Origin of the sequence: Streptomyces sp. NPDC007856 (genome assembly GCF_042868225.1) — a bacterium.
Lineage (GTDB): Bacteria > Actinomycetota > Actinomycetes > Streptomycetales > Streptomycetaceae > Streptomyces.
Genome location: NZ_JBIAEC010000005.1, coordinates 296268 through 317732, shown reverse-complemented (window position 1 = coordinate 317732; position 21465 = coordinate 296268). Strand labels below are relative to the sequence as shown.

Annotated in this window: 18 protein-coding genes and 1 pseudogene; 10 read left to right on the top strand and 9 right to left on the bottom strand. The window is 73.6% G+C overall.

Going from position 1 to position 21465, the window contains the following annotated elements:
- Positions 1-218 precede the first annotated feature (218 nt).
- Together ACFYOH_RS15045 and ACFYOH_RS15040 are read right to left on the bottom strand one after the other, a co-directional pair.
- Complete coding sequence (locus tag ACFYOH_RS15045) at positions 219-1034, bottom strand: SAM-dependent methyltransferase (RefSeq protein ID WP_388625645.1); 816 nt, start codon at positions 1032-1034, stop codon at positions 219-221.
- Between the two features lie 64 nt (positions 1035-1098).
- The gene (locus ACFYOH_RS15040) at positions 1099-1974 is read right to left on the bottom strand and encodes a helix-turn-helix domain-containing protein (RefSeq protein ID WP_388625642.1); all 876 of its coding nucleotides are present in this window, start codon (positions 1972-1974) and stop codon (positions 1099-1101) included.
- A 607-nt stretch (positions 1975-2581) separates the two neighbouring features.
- On the opposite strand from ACFYOH_RS15040, the gene ACFYOH_RS15035 reads away from it, so the two are divergent.
- From ACFYOH_RS15035 to ACFYOH_RS15025, 3 genes are all read left to right on the top strand, one after another.
- On the top strand, positions 2582-3202 hold the full coding sequence (locus ACFYOH_RS15035; RefSeq protein ID WP_388625640.1) for an ATP-binding protein: 621 nt from the start codon (positions 2582-2584) through the stop codon (positions 3200-3202).
- Between the two features lie 535 nt (positions 3203-3737).
- The gene (locus ACFYOH_RS15030) at positions 3738-4391 is read left to right on the top strand and encodes a GNAT family N-acetyltransferase (protein WP_388625637.1); all 654 of its coding nucleotides are present in this window, start codon (positions 3738-3740) and stop codon (positions 4389-4391) included.
- 41 nt (positions 4392-4432) lie between these two features.
- Positions 4433-5230: an SAM-dependent methyltransferase gene (locus tag ACFYOH_RS15025; protein WP_388625634.1), complete on the top strand. Its 798-nt coding sequence runs from the start codon at positions 4433-4435 to the stop codon at positions 5228-5230.
- Positions 5231-5395: 165 nt separating this feature from the next.
- Here ACFYOH_RS15025 and ACFYOH_RS15020 read toward each other — a convergent pair whose 3' ends face one another.
- The 3 genes from ACFYOH_RS15020 to ACFYOH_RS15010 all read right to left on the bottom strand — a co-directional run bounded on the left by ACFYOH_RS15020 (position 5396) and on the right by ACFYOH_RS15010 (position 8506).
- Positions 5396-5659 (bottom strand): hypothetical protein, encoded by a 264-nt coding sequence (locus ACFYOH_RS15020; protein ID WP_388625631.1) that lies wholly within the window; start codon positions 5657-5659, stop codon positions 5396-5398.
- Between the two features lie 37 nt (positions 5660-5696).
- Entirely contained in the window at positions 5697-7871 is a 2175-nt protein-coding gene (locus ACFYOH_RS15015; RefSeq protein WP_388625628.1) for an acetoacetate decarboxylase family protein, read from the bottom strand.
- A gap of 176 nt (positions 7872-8047) precedes the next feature.
- Entirely contained in the window at positions 8048-8506 is a 459-nt protein-coding gene (locus ACFYOH_RS15010) for a flavodoxin family protein (RefSeq protein ID WP_388625626.1), read from the bottom strand.
- Between the two features lie 104 nt (positions 8507-8610).
- On the opposite strand from ACFYOH_RS15010, the gene ACFYOH_RS15005 reads away from it, so the two are divergent.
- A complete protein-coding gene (locus ACFYOH_RS15005) occupies positions 8611-9555 on the top strand; it encodes a GNAT family N-acetyltransferase (RefSeq protein WP_388625623.1) in 945 nt (314 codons plus the stop codon).
- A 128-nt stretch (positions 9556-9683) separates the two neighbouring features.
- The gene (locus ACFYOH_RS15000) at positions 9684-10361 is read left to right on the top strand and encodes a lipoprotein (protein WP_388625620.1); all 678 of its coding nucleotides are present in this window, start codon (positions 9684-9686) and stop codon (positions 10359-10361) included.
- Between the two features lie 47 nt (positions 10362-10408).
- Here the strand turns inward: ACFYOH_RS15000 and ACFYOH_RS14995 are convergent, their stop codons facing one another.
- Positions 10409-12394 carry a DUF1996 domain-containing protein gene (locus ACFYOH_RS14995; RefSeq protein WP_388625617.1) on the bottom strand — a complete coding sequence of 662 codons (1986 nt, stop codon included), beginning with the start codon at positions 12392-12394 and terminating at the stop codon, positions 10409-10411.
- Between the two features lie 359 nt (positions 12395-12753).
- Here ACFYOH_RS14995 and ACFYOH_RS14990 point away from each other — a divergent pair, with 359 nt between their 5' ends.
- Positions 12754-14541, top strand: a complete 1788-nt coding sequence (locus tag ACFYOH_RS14990; RefSeq protein ID WP_388625614.1) for an NlpC/P60 family protein — start codon at positions 12754-12756, stop codon at positions 14539-14541.
- A 33-nt stretch (positions 14542-14574) separates the two neighbouring features.
- Here ACFYOH_RS14990 and ACFYOH_RS14985 read toward each other — a convergent pair whose 3' ends face one another.
- The gene (locus ACFYOH_RS14985; protein WP_388625612.1) at positions 14575-15633 is read right to left on the bottom strand and encodes an NAD-dependent epimerase/dehydratase family protein; all 1059 of its coding nucleotides are present in this window, start codon (positions 15631-15633) and stop codon (positions 14575-14577) included.
- A 216-nt stretch (positions 15634-15849) separates the two neighbouring features.
- Between ACFYOH_RS14985 and ACFYOH_RS14980 the strand changes: the two genes are divergently transcribed.
- Positions 15850-17214 carry an FAD-dependent oxidoreductase gene (locus ACFYOH_RS14980; RefSeq protein ID WP_388625610.1) on the top strand — a complete coding sequence of 455 codons (1365 nt, stop codon included), beginning with the start codon at positions 15850-15852 and terminating at the stop codon, positions 17212-17214.
- 235 nt (positions 17215-17449) lie between these two features.
- On the opposite strand, the gene ACFYOH_RS14975 is transcribed toward ACFYOH_RS14980, so the two are convergent.
- Complete coding sequence (locus tag ACFYOH_RS14975) at positions 17450-18451, bottom strand: hypothetical protein (RefSeq protein WP_388625607.1); 1002 nt, start codon at positions 18449-18451, stop codon at positions 17450-17452.
- Positions 18448-18840, bottom strand: a complete 393-nt coding sequence (locus ACFYOH_RS14970; RefSeq protein WP_388625970.1) for a PadR family transcriptional regulator — start codon at positions 18838-18840, stop codon at positions 18448-18450. Before ACFYOH_RS14970 ends, ACFYOH_RS14975 begins: the two co-directional genes overlap by 4 nt.
- A gap of 327 nt (positions 18841-19167) precedes the next feature.
- Between ACFYOH_RS14970 and ACFYOH_RS14965 the strand changes: the two genes are divergently transcribed.
- From ACFYOH_RS14965 to ACFYOH_RS14955, 3 genes and pseudogenes are all read left to right on the top strand, one after another.
- Positions 19168-20337, top strand: coding sequence for a hypothetical protein (locus tag ACFYOH_RS14965; RefSeq protein ID WP_388625604.1), 1170 nt, complete (start codon positions 19168-19170; stop codon positions 20335-20337).
- Between the two features lie 31 nt (positions 20338-20368).
- Entirely contained in the window at positions 20369-20656 is a 288-nt protein-coding gene (locus ACFYOH_RS14960; RefSeq protein WP_388625602.1) for a DUF1232 domain-containing protein, read from the top strand.
- Positions 20657-20685: 29 nt separating this feature from the next.
- Positions 20686-21423 (top strand): annotated as a pseudogene (locus ACFYOH_RS14955) (2-phosphosulfolactate phosphatase).
- Positions 21424-21465: the final 42 nt, after the last annotated feature.

The following is a 21465-nucleotide window of genomic DNA, read 5'->3' as shown; positions in this document are numbered from 1 at the left end:
GCGGGGGATGTCGTCGTGGGATGCCCGTGGCGGACGGGTCGTCGTAGCTCAGGGAGACCCGGAAGGTACCGCCCTCCCGGGCGTCGAAGGTATGGACGCGGGCGGTCATACCGGCCGGCGTACCGCCGCCCCGCCGTACGAAAGGGGTGGCGGGGCCGGGGTCCGGGAGGTGGGTGCGGACCCCGGCCCCTGGTCTGTCGAGGCCTGAAATCGGAGTGTCAGGGCTTGCGGGCGACCGCGCCGTACATCGCGATGTCCTCGTCGCGGATGTCCCGCTCTCCGGTGCCGTCGGGGTGCCACTTGTGGACCTGGACGATGCCCGGCTCGACCAGCTGAAGGCCCTCGAAGAACTCATGGGCCTCATCGATCGTGCGCAGCCGCATCGGCATGTTGCGGGCCGCGTACTCACGGGCGACCCGGCCCACCTCGGCGGGGGCGAACTCGGCGGTGCCGATGGACATCGCCAGATGGCTGCCCGAGGGCAGCGGCTCCAGCAGCCGGCGTACGACACCGACCGCGTCGTCCGCGTCGAGCATGAAGTGGACGATGGCGATGACGGTGAGCGCGACGGGCTTGTCCAGGTCCAGGGTCTCGCGCAGCTCAGGGGCGTCCAGGATGGCCGCCGGGTCTCGGAAGTCGGCCTCGATGTACGAGGTACGGCCCTCGGGCGCGCTGGCCAGCAGGCCCTGCGAGAGGGTGAGGACGATCGGGTCGTTGTCGACGTAGACGACCCGGGACTCGGGCGCCACGGCCTGGGCGATCTCGTGCAGGTTGGGCGAGGTGGGGATGCCGGTGCCGATGTCCAGGAACTGGCGCATGCCCGCCTCCTGGGCGAGCCAGCGCACGGCGCGGTTCATCCAGTCGCGGTTGGCGCGCATGTGGACCGGGAGCGCGGGCCACTCGCGGGACATGGCGTCACCGGCCTCCTGGTCGGCGGGGTAGTAGTCCTTGCCGCCGAGGATGTAGTCGTAGATGCGGGCGGAGTGGGCGTTCTCGGTGTCGATGCGGTCGGCCGGCCATCCGTTGTCGGGCAACGCCGTGTCTCCATTCGGTCGAGGGGTCAGGTTCTCGCGTACGGGGGGGCGGTGCGGGCGTGCGTCACAACTCCCTGCGGATCGCGGCGAGCAGGGCCTCGGTCTTCCTGGCGGGCGCGGCCTGGGCGCCGAGCCGGTCCAGCGCCTCCCGGTACACCACGACGTCGTCGGCCTTGTCGAGGTAGACGGCCCCGACCAGGCCGTTGAGGTACACGATGTCGGGCAGTTCGCGGGCCCTGAACCGGAAGAGATGGTAGGCGCCCGCCCGCATCGCCGGGTGCGGTCCGTTGGCGAACGGCATGAGCTGCAGGGTCACGTGGGGCAGCCGGTTGATCTCGACGAGGTGATCGATCTGCGCCCGCATCACCGCCGGTCCGCCGACCGGCCAGCGCAGCGCCGTCTCGTCCATCACCACCCACACCCGCGGCGGCGCCTCGCGGGCCAGCAGCTCCTGGCGGCGCATGCGCAGCGCGACCCGGCGCTCGGTGGCCTCGGCGGAGGCGTGCGGACTGTCCGCGGCGATCAGGGCGCGGGCATAGTCCTCGGTCTGCAACAGGCCGTGCACGAACTGGTTCTCGTACGCGCGGATCTGCAACGCGGCCTGTTCCAGGCTGAGATAGGCGGCGAACCAGTCGGGCATCACATCGCGGTAGGTGTGCCACCAGCCGCGCTTGTTGGCCTCGCGCACGGACTTCAGGAAGGTGTCGATCTCGTCCCGGTCGGCGACGCCGTAGACCTGGAGCAGCTTCTCGGCGTCCGCGAGGCGCAGCCGGGCCACCTTGGCGGCCTCCATGCGGCGGATGGTGGAGTGGCTGACGCCGATGGCGGTGCCCGCCTCGGCGTAGCTGAGGCCGGCCCGGGTCCGCAGCTCCTCCAGTTGCCGGCCGAGGATCATGCGCAGGACGGAGGGGGCGCCGCCCCAGTCGGTCTCCGCGGTCATGCCCCACACCCCCTCACCAGGTCAAGGGACACCGTCGCACACGGTCGCTCTCCCGGGCCCATTCGATCACGTTCTGGCCGGAGCAGCATGCACTTCGCCACTTGCAAATTTCAACTTGCTGGTTGCGGACCGTTGTTGGGCGATGCGAGAGTGGATTCACTGCTCCGGCCGACCGAAGGAGCAGGCGGCGCGGCCTGGTTGGGGGAGACCAGGGCCGCATCACGGCCTCGCGGGAGCCGTGTCGTCCGCTGCGCACGGTCGGCCTGATACCGCAACCCCCCATGCGAGGCCGGACGAAAGGCGCACGGCGATGGCTCCGCCCTCCCTCCCCCGACCGCTCCACCACCGACCCGAGAACCGGAGCGCCGCCCAGGCACCCCTGCGTCCCGGCCCGTCCCGCCTGTCCGCGTTACCCCGCCAGAACGGTTCCGGGGACCGCCCGGACGCCACTGCTGACCGCCCACACCCGATGCCGAACGACGCGGGCGGGTCGGATGCGGACCAGCCGCACCCATCGCTTGACAGCGCAAACCAGCCAACCCGAATCCTGGACGGCACGGACCAGTCACGCCCGGCGCCGGAGAGCGCGGAACGGCGGGGCGGCCGGGTGGACGCCGTTGAGGAACCGCTCCGGCGCACGGACACGGCGGACGTCCCGGACCGGGCCACGGACGACTCCGAGGCGGGCCCACACCCCGTCCCGGGCCCCCTGAAGCACGCGTACCGGCCGCCGATCGGGGCCGGTGTCCCGAGACCACCCGGAGGCGGGCGCCTCGGTCGACTCCCTGGGCCCCTCGGCCCCGACCGGCTCGCCTCCGGGGACCCGCTCCCCCGCCGCGCCGCCGCGTTCGACCTGCCCGCGCAGCCGGCGGCCGTCGGCACGGCCCGGCGTGTCGTACAGGACCTGCTGACCGCCTGTGGCATCCCCGACGGCCCCCGGGACGACGCGGTCCTGGTGACCTCGGAGCTGGTCACGAACGCCCTCGTGCACACGGCCGGCGAGCGGATCACCTGCTGGCTGCACGGTACGTCCGACCGGATACGGATCGAGGTCGAGGACCGGGACGGCGGCCCCACGCTGCCGGCCGCGCTCCGCCCCGGACCCGACGACCAGCACGGGCGCGGGCTCTTGCTGGTCGACACGCTGAGCCGGGACTGGGGCGTGACGCCGGTGTCCGACCGGCCCGCCCGAGTCGTCTGGGCCGAGCTGCCGTCCGACCACGGCTGACGCCAGGCCCGCCGCACCCCCACTCGACCACCCACGGACCATCCCCCACCAGTCCGAAGGATGCCCATGCACATCGCCACCCCCGCCCCGGCCCCGTCCGCCGACCCGTCCTGGACGTGACGCCGGTGTCCGGCCGGGCCGCCCGAGTCGTCTGGGCCGAGCTGCCGTCCGACCACGGCTGACGCCAGGCCCGCCGCACCCCCACTCGACCACCCACGGACCATCCCCCACCAGTCCGAAGGATGCCCATGCACATCGCCACCCCCGCCCCGGCCCCGTCCGCCGACCCGTCCTGGACCCGCACCCGCCCCAAGCCCGGCTCCCAGGAACAGTCCGACTGACCCCGGCCACCCCACCGCTCTTCCCACCTCACCCTCCCGTCCCAAAACCACCCCCACCCACACGCCACCCACCCCCGAACCCCGGTACATTCGCCGCCGGTGCGGGTCGTCCGCATCCCTCGGGGCTCGGCGTCCGTACGCGTCCCGTGTCAGTCGCGCGGACCGTTGGGTCGGGGGTGTGCATGGTCTGGTGGGTGATCCGCCGGAGGCGGGCGGCCCCGGCCGGGCTGCCCGTCCCCGGTCGGTGCGGGCCGGAGGCCGGTCGGCATGTCCTGGCCACCGAGCGGCTGTTGCTGTTCACGCCCCGGACCCGGCTGGACGTGGCCGCGGCACTCGCCGCCTGCGCCGATGCCGAGGCACAGCGCTGGCTCGGCACCCAGGCGGACCTGGTCCTGCCCGATCCCGGCACCCGCAGGGCCCTGCTCGCCTGGCGGCCGGCCGGCGACGACGGCCGCCGGATGCCCCGGAAGCTGGCCCAGCCGTACGCACCCGGCCCGGACGATCCCCTGCTGCTCGTCTGCGTGCGCAGGTCGGACCTCGGCTATGCCGGCGCCCTCGAACTGGAGCACCGCACGGGCGAGATGGGCGGCTGGCTGGCGCCGGCCTGCCGTGGCCAGGGGCTGGGCGCGGAGTTGTTCCGCGCCGGCGCGGATCTCGCCCACAGACATGCCGGAATGAGCACGGTGCGGGCAGGTGCGGAGCCCGGGAACACCGCGAGCCGGCGGGCCCTGGCCCGGGCCGGCTTCGTACCGGACGAGGGGCCGCCCCGGCACACCCTGCCCGACGGCCGTGTGGTCGAGGCCGTCTGGCACCGCCACGACAGCGCGGCGGCCTCCCGCTGCCGCTGACGACCGCCCGTCCACCCCCCACCCCATCACGGAGAGCCGACGTGACAGACACCGGATTCAGCCCGGATCGGATCGACACCGGCAAGCCGCACTCGGCGCGGATGTACGACTGGTTCCTGGACGGCAAGGACCACTACGTCGTGGATGCCGAGGCCGCGGGCAGGGTGCTGGAGCTCTTCCCGGGCGTCAAGGACACGGCCTGGGCCAACCGCGAGTTCATGCACCGGGCCGCCCGCTTCGTCGCCCGGCGGGGCGTGGACCAGTTCCTGGACGTGGGCACCGGGATCCCCACCGAGCCGAATCTGCACCAGGTCGTCCAGGCGGTCACCCCGAGCGCCCGGGTGGTGTACGTCGACAACGACCCGATCGTGCTGCGGCACGCCGAAGCCCTGCTCCGGGGCAGGCCCGAGGGCCGTACCGCCTATCTGCACGCCGATGTCCGCGAGCCGGAGCGGATCGTGGAGTACGCCCGGGAGCATCTGGACCTAGGCCGGCCCGTGGGCCTGTCGCTGATCGCGCTGCTGCCGTTCGTCACCGACGAGCAGGACCCCCGTCGTGTCGTCCGGACCCTGCTGGAGCCCCTGCCGTCCGGCAGCTTTCTGACGCTCTCCCACGTCGGCACCGAGTTCGACCCGGAGGTCTGGGAGCGGATCACGGCTGTCTACCGCTCCGGTGGCACCCAGGTCCAGGCGCGCTCGCACGCCGAGATCGGCCGGTTCTTCGAGGGCCTGGACCTGTGCGATCCGGGTGTCGTGCCGGCCACGCGCTGGCATCCCGAGCCGGGGATGCGGGTCATTGGAGGGCAGCCGGTGTATGCCGGCGTGGCCCGCAAGCCCTGAGGCGGCGCAACACCGCCACGGCCGAGTCGATGCGCCGCGACGGCTTCGCGGAGGAGGCCGCCGTGACCCTGTTCGTACGGCCGCTCGCCGAGCGCCCCGGCGGACTCCTGGGCGGCGGCATGCCGAGTCGGGGCCCAGGCCGGCCTCCGGCCCGTGCGGGACGGCTCAGTCCCCGGCTCCGGTATGGGTGGCCAATGCCTCGGCTGCGGTGCGCAGTTGCTCCGCCGCCGCGGTGCAGGCGGCGGCCTGCCGCTCCAGAGTGGGACGGCTCCAGTCGGGTGCCGCCGGGCAGCCGCTCAGGGTGGCCGCGGTGGCGAGCAGCCGACGGGCGTAGCCGTCCATAAGGTCGGCGTCGGCCCGCAGGGTGTCTGCGTGCGCGAGGAGTTCGTCGGCCGAGGCCGTGATCGCTCGGGGGGACTCGGTCACCATGGCGGCTCCCACTGGGCTGGGGTGAGGGCAGGGGGCTTCAGCGCGGCATGACGGCGCCGGCGCTGCGGTGGAGCATGAACTGGGGGCAGCTCAGGACGAACCGGGGCCGGGCCCGGTCGATGCCGAGCCGGCGCAGATGTCCGGCGAGGGGTTCGGCCGCCGCGGTGTCCAGCCGCAGCCGCACGCCGGTGCCGCGGTGCAGCCGCAGCCTGCCGTGTGCCCGGACCAGGGTGCGAACGGTGCTGTCCTTCCTGCGGCCGTAGAGGATCCAGTCGGCCTCCGGGCAGCGCATGCCCGGCCCGAGCCGGCCTTCGACGGTGAGCCCGAGGTCCCTGGACCGCACGTCGATCTGCCGGTCCGTCAGGTCGGCCTCGGCGGTCGTCCGCATCGCGGGCTGGCCCCAGATCTCCCGGGCGACCACGCGGGCCTCGTCGCTGGTGACGGCGAGGGAGAGGACGTGACGCCCGCTGCGGCGCAGGTCTGCGCGGCGCAGCAGGTCCGCGCCGACGTCGTACGGGCGCGGCCGCCACAGGTCGTCGACCAGCACGGACAGCGCGATCTCGGTGTACGGGCCGATGGTGGAGCAGCGGTGCTCGTAGAGCGACAGGACGGCGAGGGCCCGTCGGCCCAGCCGGCTCGGGGTCAGCCAGGTGGCGCCGGGCAGCAGGCCGCGCGCCGCGTCGGCGGAGACTGGGAAGCAGAGATGGGCGGCGGCGGAGTCGTAGTAGCGCACCGGTACGTCGACCGGGCCGGCAGTCGTCGGGATCGAGGTGGTCGGCAGGGTGAGGAAGGGGTATCCCTCGGGCGGGTGGGCGCGGTCCTTGAGCTGGTAGGCCTGGGTGCGCACGATAGGGCCGCGGTACGGCGTGAGCGCCGCGTCGATGTCCTCGCGGGCCTCGGGGATCACCGTGCGCAGATGCTCGATGTACTCGCGGAGCATGTGGCACAGCGGGAACTCGTGGGTGGGCCCGGCGTAGTCGGCCTGGTACCAGTGCGGGTGCGGGTCGAACAGGGAGGCCGCGCTCCGGCCGTCCTGGACGGCCACGACGTCGTGCTGGTTGGTGACGACGGCGACCCAGGTGCGCGGGTCGGCGGGCTTCTCGTCGCCGACCGGGGAGCCGACGGCGACGACGTGCGTGACCCGGTAGGTGCGGCAGAACTCCTCGTCCTGGGAGAGGTTCAGCAGCGCGGTCCCGCCCTCCCCGTGCCCGATCAGCGCGAGGTCGGCCCCGCGCGGGATGCCGTAGTCCGCCAGGGCGCGCAGGACCGAGCGGGTGTAGGGCGAGTCGGTCGTGCACGGGTTCCGCCGGGCACCGACGACGTCCTGCAGGGAGTGGTTGCGCGGGCGGCCCGGCGTGATGCCGGGCGCCTGGACGACGTAGCGGACGACACCGTCGGGACCACGCACGTTCTGCACGAGGATCCGCCCGTCGCTGGACAGCACCTCGATGTTGCGGAGGAATCCGAGGAACGAACCCTCGGTGGCGATGAACTGCTTCTCCTGGTCGGTGAGGTCGACGGCCTCGGCCGCCCCCCGGTCCATGGAGGCGAGGTGCGAGGCGCTGATTCCGTGCGGCGGACGGCGCAGCGGATCGGCGGACGGTTCGCGCCCGGCCGCGCGCACCCGGCCGGTCTCGTCGTGCTTCGGGCCCTCGTCGAGCAGGGCGCGGATGGCGAGCAGTTCTGCCATCAGCGGCGTCAGCCCGGACAGGGCACGCTGGGCGCCCCGGTCCCGGAACAGCGCGCGCAGGGCCCGTACGGCCTCCAGGTCGCGGTCGGCGGTGACGGCCTGCGTCAGCCGGCGCAGGCCCGGGTCGCGCGCCAACTCGGGGTGGTCGACGAGGACGGCGGCGATCCTCAGGCGCAGCGAGGTGACGGCTACCAGCGCGGCCAGGCTCTCCCGGCCCAGCACCGCACCGGCAGCGCCGAGCACCTGGCCCATGCCCTTCGGCGCGGCGATCGCCGAGCCGCCGAGGCCCTCCTTGTTCGTCAGGGCCCGCAGCAGCGCCCACTGGGCGGCGAGGCCGGTACGGGGACGGCGGCGCGCGGAGGCGGTCAGGGGCGGCGCGAACAGCGCGGTGCTGGTGCGCTCGGACACCGCGCGGATGCCCTCGGCGACGTCCACCACGTCCCGTGCGCACCGGCGCAGCAGCTCGCTGGCGTCCCGGCCGTCCGGCACGGGCCGTCCGGGTGCGTGGCCGTCCGCTCGCATCCGACGCTCCCTCGTTCGACGACGTACGACGACACATGACAGGGTTCAGCCACGCCGGAGGGCGCGACCCCGGTCCCATCGTCGGCCAGGGACACCGGGCCCGCACCTTCATCCGTCCAGGTAGCGGACGCCGGCCAAGCCCGTAGGCACCCGCGGGACGGTTCCTCACCCGGCGTTCACGCCCCGGGCATCAGCCCCGCCGCGACCGTGGCCCCCAGCTCCCAGCACGCCTCCGTGTCGGCCTTGCCGGGCTCTCCGGTGACCGTCACCGCGTCGGCCGCACGGCGCCAGCCGAGGCCGGTCGTGATGGCCTCGATGGCACGGACGGCGCCGGTGACGTCGTTGCCGCCGTGCACGTAGTAGCCGAACGGCCGGCCCCGGGTCTCGTCGAGGCAGGGGTAGTAGATCTGGTCGAAGAAATGTTTCAGGGCGCCGGACATGTATCCGAGGTTCGCCGGTGTGCCGAGCAGGTAGCCGTCGGCCTCCAGGACGTCGGAGGCGGTCGCGGACAGGGCGGCGCGGCGGACGACGCGGACGCCCTCGATCTCCGGTGTCGTGGCGCCGGAGACGACGGCCTCGAACAGCGCCTGGCAGTTGGGCGACGGGGTGTGATGGACGATGAGCAAGGTAGGCACACCCCGCACCCTGCCGTGCCCCCGCGGCGCCTCGCAAACAGACGGGCGTGGCGGGCGGCCCGGCGGGGTAGAGCCTGTGCACGGGGAGGACGGGAGGGGCTGCCGTGACCGGAGCGGGTGCGCTGGAGGCCGATTTCCGCCCGGACCGGCTGCCGGCCGGCTATCGGTGGCGGCCGGCGACCACCGCCGATGTCGGCGCGATCCACCGCCTGGTCGCCGCGTACGAACACGAGGTGTACGGCCGTGCCGTGACCGGCGCCGACCGCATCACCGCCGAACTCACCCTGCCCGGTCTGCGGCCGGAGGACGACACGGTGCTCGTGCACGACGGCACGGGCACGCCGGCCGGCTACGGCTGGGTGAAGGGACGGCGGGCCAGGGTTCATGTGCACCCCGGTCACCGGGGCCGGGGTCTCGGGGGCGCGCTGCTGGCCTGGACCGAGACCAGGGCCCGGTGCGCGGGTGGCGACCGGCTCGCGCAGACGGTCCCCGACGGCGACGGTGCCGCGGCCGCTCTCCTGCGGGCCGGCGGGTACTCCCGGCTGGTCACCGAGTGGCTGCTGCAGATCGCGCTGCCGCACGAACCGGAGGTGCCCGATCCACCGGCGGGCATCACCGTACGGCCGTTCCGGCCTGGTGACGAACAGGCGGCGTACCGGCTCACCGAGGACGCGTTCGACGAGTGGCAGCCACGGCGGAAGAGCTACCCCGAATGGGCGCGGCACACCGTCGAACGCGCCACGTTCCTGCCCGCGGCGTCACCGCTCGCCTTCGCCGGCGGCCGACTGGTCGGGGCCGTGCTGTCGCTGGACGTTCCGGGCCACGACGAGGGTTACGTCGAGCGGGTCGCGGTACGGCGCGACCACCGCGACCGGGGCATCGCCCGCACGCTGCTGCGCGAGGCGTTCCGCACCTTCCACCGCCTCGGCAGGCCGGCGTGCACCCTGTGGACGCACTCCGGCACGGGTGCGCTCTCGCTGTACGAGCGCCTGGGCATGACGGTCCGGCTCAGCACCACGGTCTACGGCAAGCCGCTCGTCACCGGCTGACCCGGGGACGGGAGGCCCGGGGCCGGGCCGAACTGCGGGGAGAACGTGTTCGATGCTGTCAGTGCCCTCGGTTATGGTTGCGCCCCTGAACAGGAGGGGAGCGGGAAGTGCAGGTCAGGGTGGGGTCCATGCGGGGTGCGGTGGTCGTGGCGGTGGTGCTCGCGGCGGTGCTCGGCGGGTGCGCGAAGTCGGCGGACGGTGACGGCAAGGAAACCTCGGGCGCGTCCCCGAACGCCAGGAGCGAAGGGACCGGGGGGACGGCGACGGCGAGCGGCGGGTCGATCGGCGCGGCCGGTTCGGACTGCGAACTGCCCGTGCGCTTCGACATCGCCAGGCACTGGAAGGCCAAGACGGTCGACGCCGAGGCGGAGCTGTCGAAGGCGTCGAAGGTTTCCGACGGCGAGGTGAGCGGGGCGCTCGCCGACGCCTTCCTGCGCCAGGGGCCGGTCACCGCGGCCTGCGAGATCGACGCCAGGCCGGCGGGCCACATCGGCTTCCTGCGCGTGTGGACGGGCAAGGCGGGCAAGGCCGACGCGGGCAGCGTGCTGCGGGAGTTCGTCGCCGCGGAGGACAACGTCAGCAAGGAGAAGTACCACTCCTTCCGGACCGGCGGCGGCCTGAAGGGCGTGGAGGTGGAGTACCTCTACACCAGCAAGCTCCTGGACGAGACCAAGAGCGAGACCGCGCTCGCGGTCAGCACGCCCCATGGCCCGGTCGTCCTGCACCTCGGCGGGATGGACACCGAGGAGCACGAGGCGATGCGGCCCGCCTACGAACTCGCCAAACAGACGCTTGAGTTGACCTGAGCGCCCTGTGCGGACAGGGCGCTCAGGCCCTCCATCTCGGCATCCTCTCAGTACCGGAGGCGCCGGGCCCTGAGCAGCATGATCAGGCCCGACAGCGCGAGCAGGATGCCGATTGCGGCGGGCCACAGGTGGGCGCCGGTCTCCGCGAGTGCCCCCTGCGTGCCCTGGGGTTGGGGCTGGGCGGGGGTGGGCGGAGCGTATCCGGCGGCCGTGGCCTGGGCGGCGGGCGCGGACTGAGCGGGAACGGACTGAGTGGCCGCGGGGCGGGTGAGCGAGGGCGTGGGCGTGTGCCGTGCCGGCTCGGTGGAGCTGTCCGCCTTGGCCGTACGGTGCTGCCCGGCACTGCGGGCCGGTGCGGTCGTGTTGGACGGCGCGGTCGTGCGGGCCGGCGCGGTGGTGCGGCCCGGCGCGGTGGTGCGGGCCGGTGTGGTCGTCGCGTCGGTCCTCGGTTCCTCGCTGGGCTGTGCGGCCGAGGGCACCGGCGCGGAGGTGGCGGTGGAGGTGGCGGTGGCGCCGGGCTGTTGCGCCGTACCGCCGCCCGGGGCGGCCGTCGTACCGGAGCCGGAACTCGCCGTGGGTGACGCCGTCGTACCCGAGCCGTCGCCGCCGGGGCCGCAGGTGCGGCCGGAGTTGATGCAGTCGACCATCTGGCGCATCAGGTCCTCGTCGAAGACGTTGACGAAGTCGCCGTGGTCGGTGACGGGCTTGTGCAGCTGCTCGGGGAAGGAGTCGACCGCGAAGAGCGGGACCGTACGGCCGCCGTCCTGGAGGCTGGGTGCCTTGACGTCGTAGACGATCCGCTCCACCAGCTGCGGGATGGCGCGGAAGCCGGCCGGGCAGGAGCCGTCGGGGGCGGTGAAGGCCACGTGGGTGCGGTGGTTGGCGCTGTCGATGTTGCGGCCGTCCCAGCAGCTCTGGAACCGGAAGCTGCGCACCACGTCGCTGCCCGGCGGGCACAGCGGGTACTTGTCCTTCAGCTGCCGGTCCTCGTAACCGGTGCAGCTCCAGGACGCGTTGGCGTTGCCGGGACCGTTGACGAAGGCCTTGGCGTCGCCGGTGATGATGCGCAGCAGGCGGGGCATGGCGGTGACCTTGCCGAGCGGGTTGCCGGTGAAGGTCAGCGTGACCTGCTTGGGCCTGACGATCTGGCCCGCGTTGCCCTCCGTGCCGCCGCCCGGGGATCCGGCGTCCCGCTCCTGTGTGCCGTTCTGCAGGCGCAGCACCGGCCAGTAGTACGAGGACTTGTCGCCCTGGTCGACACAGCTCGTCCCGGCCTTCGCGAGGTCGTCGTCGCTCGCGAAGGCGTTGTTGCCCTGGTTGCCGACGTAGTCGTGGAAGTGGTGGGCGCCGTTGGAGACGCCGGGGGCGACGATGACGTTGTCGGAGTTGAACAGGCCGTTCGCGTTGACTCCGCAGTCGGAGGTGAAGCTGCCGCGCGAGGCGTCGGCCTGCTGCGGCGGGTTCGACGCGGCGGGCGGTGCGGAGGTGATGTCCGCGTAGTCGGAGACGACGGGTCCGTTGCCGCCCTGGCCGGCGCCGCTCGGCTGGGCACCCGAGGTCGGGGTGGCGGACGTCGGGGTGGCGGAGGACTGGACGCCGCCGCCCGCGCCGTCGCCGCCGGGGCGCAAGGTGCAGGCGGCCAGGGCGTCCAGGCCCTGCGGGCGTTCCCCTGCCCGGTCGATGGCGTCGGTGATCCGGCCGATCGCCGCGGCCCGCTGCTCCTTCAGCGGGCTCATGATCGTGTCGTCGACCGAGCCGGAGTCCTGTCCGCCGGCCTGTCCCGACTGCTGGAGCTGCCGGTAGGCATCGGCCGTCTGCCGGTCCAGCAGGGCGAGTTCGCGGTCCACGTCGGACCGGGCGGCGTCCGGTACGGCGGTGAGCCGGCTGCCGACGTCGGGGCAGTCGATCGTGGTCATGCCCGCGGACAGGACGTGTCCGGTTCCGTTCGTGCCGGAACCGTCGCCCCAGCTCTCGGTCGCCGAGGCGTAGACGTTGGCCGCCACGAGGCCGCCTCCGCCCAGCATGAGAGCCATCGCTGCGAAGGTCGCGCGTCGTGCGCCGGTCGGGCGTCTGCGCCTGTTGCGTGCCAAGGTCGTCCCCTGTGTGGTGTGTGCGCCGGTCGGGCATGGAGCTCCCCGGACTCATACGGAGGGCGGCACGGAAGTGTTCAAGGGAATCGCGGATTCACCGGCACCTCACAGGAAAACGCGGAACTCGCCCCTTCCCTTTCGAACACCACCACGAACATCACAAATACGCATCGGACATTTCACACCTCAACCTTCACACGAGGCACACACGTTGGCTAGGTTGACGCGAGGCCGCCCGGCCCTCGACGGACCGGACGCATCGGCCCAACTGCCCTGCGGGGCAAGGAAGGAGCGTGTCTTCCATGGCGCCGGAGAGCCGCGACGAGGTTGCGCAGGACGAGGTCCGGCAGCGGATCGACTCCCTCTACGACCGGGCCGAGAACGAGACCGGGAACTACAACGCGACCCGGGCCATGGCCTCGGTGACGCGCTCCCGGGGCGTCCCGCTGGCCAAGCGCCCGAGGCGGCGACCGGATCCCGCTCTCGACGAGATCGCCCGGCAGTGGTTCGACGGGGCACGCGCCAAGCTCGGCCCGACCGTCCCCGCCGCGCTGCCCGCCGACCGGCTGCCCGACCGCCCGGCAGCGGCTGCGGGCCGCTCCCGGGGCCGGACGGGCGGCGCATCGGACGCCCTGGGCATGGGCGTGTCCACGCGACGGCCCGAGGCCCTGGAGCGCGCCACCGACCGCGTGGTGGCCGAGCTGACGGCCGGCCGGGCGACGGATCCGGAGAGTCTCGCCCTGGCGGCACGCGAGAGCGCACGCGTCGCCCTGAACGGACCTCGGCGGCTTGAACTGCCCGGTGGTCAGCCCGGGTTGCCCGCTCTCGACGGAACGGGTACGCCCGGCGCGAGCGCCGCGTACCTGGCGCTGCCCGGGGCGGCAGCCCCGGCGGGGCCCGATACGCGCGGTGTACCGGCCGGTCTCGATCCGGTGGACCCGGCCGGCCTCGGGCAAGGGGAACCCACCGGTCTCGGTCTGGCGTATCCGGCCGGCCTCGGTCCGGCACCGACGGCCGACGCCGGACCCGTCGAGACCGCCGTCCTTCCGGTGGTCGGGCCGTCCGCCGCGCAGGGCACCCCGGTCCAGGAACCCAGGACACTGCCCGGTCCCGCCGCGCCGGGCCGCCCCTCCCCCGCCACGTCCAAGGCGAACAACCAGCGCAAGCTGGCCGCGGCGAGCGACGTGATCACCCGGTACACCGCGCGGCTCACCACAGCCGCCGCGACCGCCCAGGCGGCGCCGATGACGGCCACACCACCCACGCCTGTTACGGCCGCATCCCCCATGCCGACGACGGCCGCAACGTCGCCCCCCGTCACCCCGGCACCCACCGCGCCCGCCACAGCCGTACCCCCCACACCACCCGCGCAGGCCACCTCCCCCACCAGTCCGTGGGACCAGCCGGAATGGACGGCACCCACCGCACCCGCCACAGCCCAACCGCCCACACCACCCACCCAGACCACCTCCCCCACCCCCGCCACCAATCCGTGGCAGCAGCCGGAATGGACGCCACCCACCCCGCCCGCCACAACCCAACCGCCCACACCACCCACCCAGACCACCTCCCCCACCCCCGCCACCAACCCATGGCAGCAGCCGGAATGGGAAGCACCCAGCGCGCCCGGTGCGGTGGTGACCGCGATGCCGGGCGTGGAGGCCTCGCCCGCCACCCCGGCCTCCGGGACCGGCGCCGCTTCCCTCGTCGTGCTCCCCGAGTCGCCCCGGGCCGTGCGGGCCGCCAAGGCCATCGCGTTCGCCCGGGCGCAGATCGGCAAGCCTTGCGTGTGGGGTGCGACGGGGCCGGACTCGTACGACTGCTCCAGCCTCACCCAGGCCGCCTGGAAGGCCGCCGGGGTTCAGCTGCCGCGGGCCGCGTACGAGCAGGCGCTCGCCGGTGCGCCGGTCACGCTCGCCGGGATCGAGCCCGGCGATCTGGTCCTCTTCTTCGACGACGACCGGCACGTGGGACTCCATGTCGGCGGCGGCATGATGGTGCACGCGCCGGGCCCGGGATCGTCCATACGCGAGGAGTCGATCTACGGCGCCGGGGAGTCGGCGATCCACCGGATCGTGCGGCTCTCCTGAGCGGTCCGTTGACCGGGGCGACCGGTACCGGAATCAGCCCCGGCGCCGGTGTGCGCGCCGGCTCTCGTAGTGGTCGAGCAGGGTGTCCTCCAACGGGCGGTACCTCAGGGCCAGTTCGCGGATGCTGCGGCTGTTGTCGACACGGAAGCGGATGCCGAGGTGCCGGCGGATGTAGTCCTGGGTGAGACCGAAGGCGGGGCCCAGGACCCGGACCGGCCAGTGCGGGAGCCTCGTGCGCGGCAGCCGGAGGTCCAGGGGGTGGCGGGCGAGGAGGATGCCGGCCATCTCGTGGAACGACGTCATGGTGTCGGCCGCCACGATGTACCGCCCTTGCGCGGCCGGGTTCTCGGCGGCGGCGATGTGCGCGTCGGCCACGTCCCGGACGTCCGCCGTGGTGAAGCTGAAGTCCGGTGCGCCGTAACAGAAGTAGCCCTGGAACAGCTCGTCCAGCAGGAAGAGGCTGCCGGAGTCGGACGCGGGGGTGAACGAGGGCCCCAGGATCAGCCCGGGGTTGACCGACACCATGCGCCAGCGGTCCTGCGCCGCCTCGGCCGCCCACGCGGCGCGTTCCGCCAGCGTCTTGGCGTAGTGGTAGGGGTTGTTCTCGACGGTGCTGGTGGTGTTGAAGTACCGCTCGGACAGGATCCGGCCGTCCATCGCGAGCACATCGGCGTAGTCGCCGAATATCGCGCCCACGGTGGACGTGAACACCAGCGTGTGCACCTGCGGGGTCCGCTCGATCGCCGCCAGTACGTTGCGGGTGCCCAGCAGTGCCGGGTCCACGACGTCCCGTCGGCCGTCCTTGATCCGCTCCGGCATCAGGAACGGTGCGGCCACATGGAAGACGACCGCGCAGTCGCGGAACGCCGCATCGAAGGCGCCGCCCTCGATCAAGTCCGCCTCGAAGAGAAGGAGTTGGCCGGGGAACGCTTCCTGCAGCTCCCACAGCGGCCGGACCTTGGCCGCGTCGGCCCGGTTCCGTACGGTGGCGTGGACCCGGTAGCCCCGTTCCAGCAGGCGCCTTACCAGATGGCTGCCGACGAAGCCGCTGCCGCCCGTCACCGCTACGCTCGTTGCCGCGTGTCCGTCCACGCCCGCCCTCCCCTTCCCGCCGTCCCCTTCCCGCCGTCCGAGGACAGGGTCCGGCACCGGCCGCTCCAGGGGAACACTCCGGGTCATAAGACAATGCTGGGCAAGTCATAAGATCCACTTATGGGGTCATAGGCGGGACCCGCGTACCAACTTAGGCCTGCCTTAGCTTAGGCTTCCTGATCAAGTCGCCCATTCAGACGCGAAGGGAACCTGATCATGCCGCGCCCCCTGCGGGTAGCCATCGTCGGAGCCGGCCCCGCCGGGATCTACGCCGCCGACGCCCTGCTCAAGTCCGAGGTGGCCGCCGACCCCGGTGTGTCCATCGACCTCTTCGAGCGGATGCCCGCCCCGTTCGGCCTGATCCGGTACGGCGTCGCCCCCGACCACCCGCGCATCAAGGGCATCGTCACCGCCCTGCACCAGGTGCTGGACAAGCCGCAGATACGGCTGTTCGGCAACGTCGACTACCCGACCGACATCAGCCTGGACGACCTGCGCGCCTTCTACGACGCGGTGATCTTCTCCACCGGCGCGACGGCCGACCGCGAGCTGTCCATACCCGGCATCGACCTGGACGGCTCCTACGGCGCCGCCGACTTCGTCTCCTGGTACGACGGCCACCCGGACGTCCCGCGCACCTGGCCGCTGGAGGCCGAGAAGGTCGCCGTCCTCGGTGTCGGCAACGTCGCCCTCGACGTCGCCCGCATCCTCGCCAAGACCGCCGACGAGCTGCTGCCGACCGAGATCCCGCCGAACGTCTACGACGGCCTGAAGGCCAACAAGGCCGTGGAGATCCATGTCTTCGGCCGGCGCGGCCCCGCCCAGGCGAAGTTCAGCCCGATGGAGCTGCGCGAGCTGGACCACTCGCCCACCATCGAGGTCATCGTCGACCCCGAGGACATCGACTACGACGAGGGCTCGATCGAGACCCGGCGCGGCAACAAGCAGGCCGACATGGTGGCCAAGACCCTGGAGAACTGGGCGATCCGGGACGTCGGCGACCGCCCGCACAAGCTGTTCCTGCACTTCTTCGAGTCGCCCGCGGAGATCCTCGGCGAGGACGGCAGGGTCGTCGGCCTGCGCACCGAGCGCACCGCCCTCGACGGCACCGGAAACGTCAAGGGCACCGGCGAGTTCAAGGACTGGGACGTCACGGCGGTCTACCGCGCGGTCGGCTACCTCTCCGAGAAGCTGCCCAAGCTGCCCTGGGACCTCGACTCTGGCACCGTCCCGGACGAGGGCGGCCGGGTCGTCGAGGAGGGCGGCGCCCACCTCCAGTCCACCTACGTCACCGGCTGGATCCGGCGCGGTCCCATCGGCCTGATCGGCCACACCAAGGGCGACGCCAACGAGACCGTCGCCAACCTGCTGGACGACTACGCGGGCGGCCGGCTGCACACCCCGGCCTCGCCGGACCCGGAGGCGGTGGACGCCTTCCTCGCCGAGCGCGAGGTCCGCTTCACCACCTGGGAGGGCTGGTACAAGCTGGACGCCGCCGAGCGCGCCCTGGGCGAGCCGCAGGGCCGCGCACGCGTGAAGATCGTCGAGCGCGAGGACATGCTCCGGGAGAGCGGGGCGTAATTCCGGGACTCCACAAGACACGGCGAGGGGCCGGCGCCGATGCGCCGGCCCCTCGCCGTGTCTTGCATGAACCCGGTAGGTCCGGCGCGGGCCCGCCCGCCCGTGTCGACGGCGCGCACGACCTCGGGTTCCGCCTGTGCCTGCCGGTGGCGAAAACCCCGGCGGCCCGGGCCCGTTGCAGTCCGTGCCACCGCTGGGCGGCAACCCGTGGCAGGCCGCCGACGCCCCGTGCGGCTCAGCGTGCCGCGAGTTCGCGGCGGCCCGCCACCGTCAGGAGCACGGTCAGCAGGGCGAGCGCGGCCGTCTGGGCGAGGCCGCCGCCGGTGTACGCGGCGGCCCCGGGCAGCCGGAGCCAGGGGTAGACGGCGGCGACACGCGCGGCCAGCAGGAGCAGGCCGAGCGCGGCGAGCGCGAGGGCACCGCCGGGCGCGACGCTCGCCGCGCGGCGCGCGCTCCACAGCAGCCGGCCGAGGGCGGCGACGACGAAGCAGTTGGCGGGCCCCCACACCAGGTCGTCGGCGACGGGCATGAGCACCGTGGACGCGCCCGTCACCACGCACGCCGCCATGAAGACCAGACCGGGGGTGCCGACGGGCAGCCGGGCCGGGGGCGCGTCGCGGTGGTGGGCGGCGCACAGCGCCAGGGCGGGCAGACAGGCGAGCAGCGCCAGCGTCACGACGAACGCCGGCTCCGTGATGACCGTCGCCCCCGTCAGCGAGCGGACCAGCGGCCACAGGCTGGGCACCGCGGCCACCAGGGCGCCGATCCGCGCGAGGCGGCGACGGTCGTACAGGAGGGCGAAGTAGGCGACCGTCCAGCCGAGCGGCAGGATCCACTGGGCGACGGCGACGGTCGCGGCGAGGGGGCCGTGATCGGTGAAGTCCGCGAGGAACAGCCGCCGTTCCCCGCCGCCCCGGGTGAACGACCAGGTCAGCCGCAGGATCGGGGCGACGACCGCGGAGGCCGCCAGGAGCAGGACGGCGGCGAGCGCGAAGAGCCGTGCGCCCGATCCGAGCAGCACGTAGCGCCGGGGTGCCCCGGCGGCGCCGAGGCGGCTGCGCACCGCCAGGGCGGCGATGCTCGCCACCTCGCCGAGCGTGGGCCGGCTCTGGTCCTGGGTGTCGCGGTCGAGGTCCGCCAGATACGTCTCGACCATCTCCTCCTCCCGTTCCCGCCGGTAGTAGGCGGGGAGCAGACGCAGGACGGTGCGGTAGCGGGCCTCCAGCAGCGTGGTCATGCGTAGCCTCCCGCGAGTCCGGGTGCGGTGGGGGGTTCGAGCCCTGCCGGGCCCGCGGCGGGGCGGGCGGGGGCGCCGGCGCGGCGGCCCTCGGCGATGCGCCGCTTGGCCGCCCCGGCGCCTGCGGCCATCCGCTCGGCTTCCGCGTCCAGGGCGGCCACTCCGTCGTCGGTGAGCCGGTAGTAGCGCCGCAGCCGGCCCTGTCTGACCTCTTCCCGGTCCAGCGCGATCAGGCCGTCCGCGGTCAGCCGGTCCAGCACTCCGTAGAGCGTGCCGACCCGCAACTGCAGCTCTCCGGCGGAGAGTTCCGCCACCTCGCGCAGGATTCCGTAGCCGTGGCGGGGCTGGTCCGCGAGCGCCGTGAGGACGAAGAACGCCGCCCGGGTCATGCTCTTCGCTGTCATGCGGCCAGGATATATCGACTGCCGATATATATCGAGGAGTGGGGGTGATCGCTGCGAGAACGGGGTCCGCCCCTGGGCGGATGGGCGGGCGGACCCCGTTCGCCGGACCATTGTGGGAGCCGTACGAGGGCGCGACCACGTGTGAACGACGGCCGCCCGACGCGTGTCCCGCGCGCCCCGGGTGCGGGGTGCGCGTCCCGGGTGCGGGGGCGCCGTCCACCGCGACGCGCCGCCCCGGGGCCCCGGACGACGTGGCGCGCCGCCGAGCGGTGATACTGGAAGGCGCACCCGCCCTCATCAGCAGATTGGCTCATGTCGAACTCCACCGCCGACCGCGCCGCCGTCCCGCAGACCCTCTGGGCGGCCCGTGGCCGCCACACCGGTCCCGTTCCCGAGGAGGTCGTCCGCCGCACCCTGCGCCGGCGCAAGGAGAGCGGCGACCTCGACGACTTCGCCGAGGCCCTCGTGTCCGAGGACGCGGCCCGGCGCGTGTTCGAGGCGCGCTGGCGGGTCGCCGGCACGGTGACCGTGCGGGCCCGGCTCACCCTCGTGACGCAGGAGGAGCGGCGGCCGGGGCAGGAGTGGCGGCTCGTGGCGGAGGCGGAGCGCCCGTGGGACGAGACATGGCCCTCGCCGGCGACGCTGTTCTGGCCGGAGGGCGCGGCGGGCGAGGACGGCTCCTGGGACCACCACTCCACGGTGACCGGAGTGCGCCTGCGGCAGGTCAACGCGCTGCCCGCGGACGACAAGGAGATGCGACGCAGGCTGCGGGACGCGGCGCGCGAGGCCTGGTGCCTCAATGTCGTCGTGCACGAGGCGATGACCCCGGACGAGCAGGGCAGGCTGCCGCTGACCCGGCTGCTGCCGCCGGGGCTCAGGCACCGGGTGGTGGAGCACCGGGCCGCGCCGCACCAGTTCCGTGCCGTCAACTGGGCGCTGAAGGACCTCGGCGTCGAGGTGCCGCGCGGCGGCGCGGTGCTGCTGCCCCCGGATCCGGCTCCGGAGGGCTACGACAGCCGCGAGCACACCGTCCGCAGCGTCTTCCTGGACGGTTCCGAGCCCGCCGAACTCCTCGCGGCCCTGCGGCACTTCGCCGCCCTGCCGCGGCCGCTGCCGCGGGCGGTCGAGGAGGCGCTGACCGACCTGCGGGACAACTGGGCCCTGATGACCCTGCAGGAGGAGCTGGAGCGTGAACGGCGGCAGGTCGCCCGGTACGCCGAGGCGCTGGAGGCGATGACCAAGTCCCGTGACCTGTACAAGGAGGCCGCCGAGCAGGCCCTGGAGGCCCTCGCCGCCTACCGTGACGTCCCCGCGCCCGCCCTTCCGCACCAGCAGTCCGCGTCCCGGACTCCCGGTGCGCTGCAGCAGCTGACCCGGACGTTCGAGCGGCTGAGGTTTACGGCGAAGGGCCGGCTGCAGTCGCCGCCCGCGGCGGAGAGCGGCAGCACGGAGTCGGCCGACGGCACGGACCGGTCGTCGTAGCCGTCCGGTCGGAACCCGGGAGGGAGACCGCATGGATTCCACCACCACCCTGCTGGTGATCGGCGCCGTCGTCGCGGCACTGCTGCTCGCGGTCGCCCTCGGCCTGCTGGTACGGCTGGTGCGCGCCCGGCGCGCGCTGCGGCGAGCCGGGCTGCCGACGGGCCCGCGCTGGGTGTTCTGGGGCGCGGTCGCCTATCTGCTGCTCCCCACCGACCTGCTGCCCGACCCCGTCTACCTGGACGACATCGCCGTCCTGCTGCTCGCCCTGCGCAGCCTGCGCGCCGCCCGGCCGCTGCCGCCCGGTCCGGCCGAGTACTGAACGGCCGCCCCGGGCCTGATCATGGAGTGATGCAGACCGATTTCACCGGTATACCCGGTACGCCGAAGGCCCCGGACGTGGCCGTGGCGTCGATGTCATGCGGGCGTTCACCGTGGCCGCCTTGGGCGTTCCGCCGCGGTGGTGAGCGGATCGTCTTCGCCGCTGCGCAGCAGGAGGCCCTGGAGCTGAAGTCCCGTCACCCTGGCTGGCTCGCCTTCCAGGACGGCGAGCCGGTGCCGGGGTTCGACCTGGCCAACTCGCCCGCGCGGCTGCGTTCGCTGGACGTCCGGGGCCGTACGGTCGTGCGGAAGACCACCGCCGGGACGGCCGGGGTGCTCGCCGTGGCGGACGCCGGGCTGCTGCTGTGCGCGAGCTTCGTGGTGGCCGGTACGACCGCCGAGGTGCTGCGCCGGGCCCGGCCGCAGACGGTGACCTTCGTCGTCACCGGGGACGGCGGCCGGGCCGAGGAGGATCTCGCCTGCGCCGAGTACGCCGAGTACATCGCGGACCGCGTCCCGGCGGCCGACGCGGACCCCGCCCCCTACCTCGAACGAGCCCGGCGCTCCGACGCCGCCGCCCGGCTCGCCGACGGGGTCCGGCGGGGCTGGACCGGCGTCCATCCCGAGGACGCGGCGATGTGCCTGGAGGCGGACACCTTCCCCTTCGCGATGGCGGCCGCCCGGCTGGACGGTCATCTGGTGCTGCGTCCGGCGGACACCGGGAACCCCGAGCCGGACCTTGCGGGACCGGCACGACCGGCCGGCTGACAGCCGCGCCGGGCCCGGTCGGTGGCCCCACGGCGGCACACC

Coding starts and splice junctions, on each gene's coding strand:
- ACFYOH_RS15020 (WP_388625631.1), bottom strand. CDS start 5,659: ATGGTGACCGAGTCCCCCCGAGCGATCACGGCCTCGGCCGACGAACTC.
- ACFYOH_RS14990 (WP_388625614.1), top strand. CDS start 12,754: ATGGCGCCGGAGAGCCGCGACGAGGTTGCGCAGGACGAGGTCCGGCAG.
- ACFYOH_RS14980 (WP_388625610.1), top strand. CDS start 15,850: ATGCCGCGCCCCCTGCGGGTAGCCATCGTCGGAGCCGGCCCCGCCGGG.
- ACFYOH_RS15000 (WP_388625620.1), top strand. CDS start 9,684: ATGCGGGGTGCGGTGGTCGTGGCGGTGGTGCTCGCGGCGGTGCTCGGC.
- ACFYOH_RS14975 (WP_388625607.1), bottom strand. CDS start 18,451: ATGACCACGCTGCTGGAGGCCCGCTACCGCACCGTCCTGCGTCTGCTC.
- ACFYOH_RS15015 (WP_388625628.1), bottom strand. CDS start 7,871: ATGCGAGCGGACGGCCACGCACCCGGACGGCCCGTGCCGGACGGCCGG.
- ACFYOH_RS15040 (WP_388625642.1), bottom strand. CDS start 1,974: ATGACCGCGGAGACCGACTGGGGCGGCGCCCCCTCCGTCCTGCGCATG.
- ACFYOH_RS14970 (WP_388625970.1), bottom strand. CDS start 18,840: ATGACCCGGGCGGCGTTCTTCGTCCTCACGGCGCTCGCGGACCAGCCC.
- ACFYOH_RS14965 (WP_388625604.1), top strand. CDS start 19,168: ATGTCGAACTCCACCGCCGACCGCGCCGCCGTCCCGCAGACCCTCTGG.
- ACFYOH_RS14960 (WP_388625602.1), top strand. CDS start 20,369: ATGGATTCCACCACCACCCTGCTGGTGATCGGCGCCGTCGTCGCGGCA.
- ACFYOH_RS14995 (WP_388625617.1), bottom strand. CDS start 12,394: ATGGCTCTCATGCTGGGCGGAGGCGGCCTCGTGGCGGCCAACGTCTAC.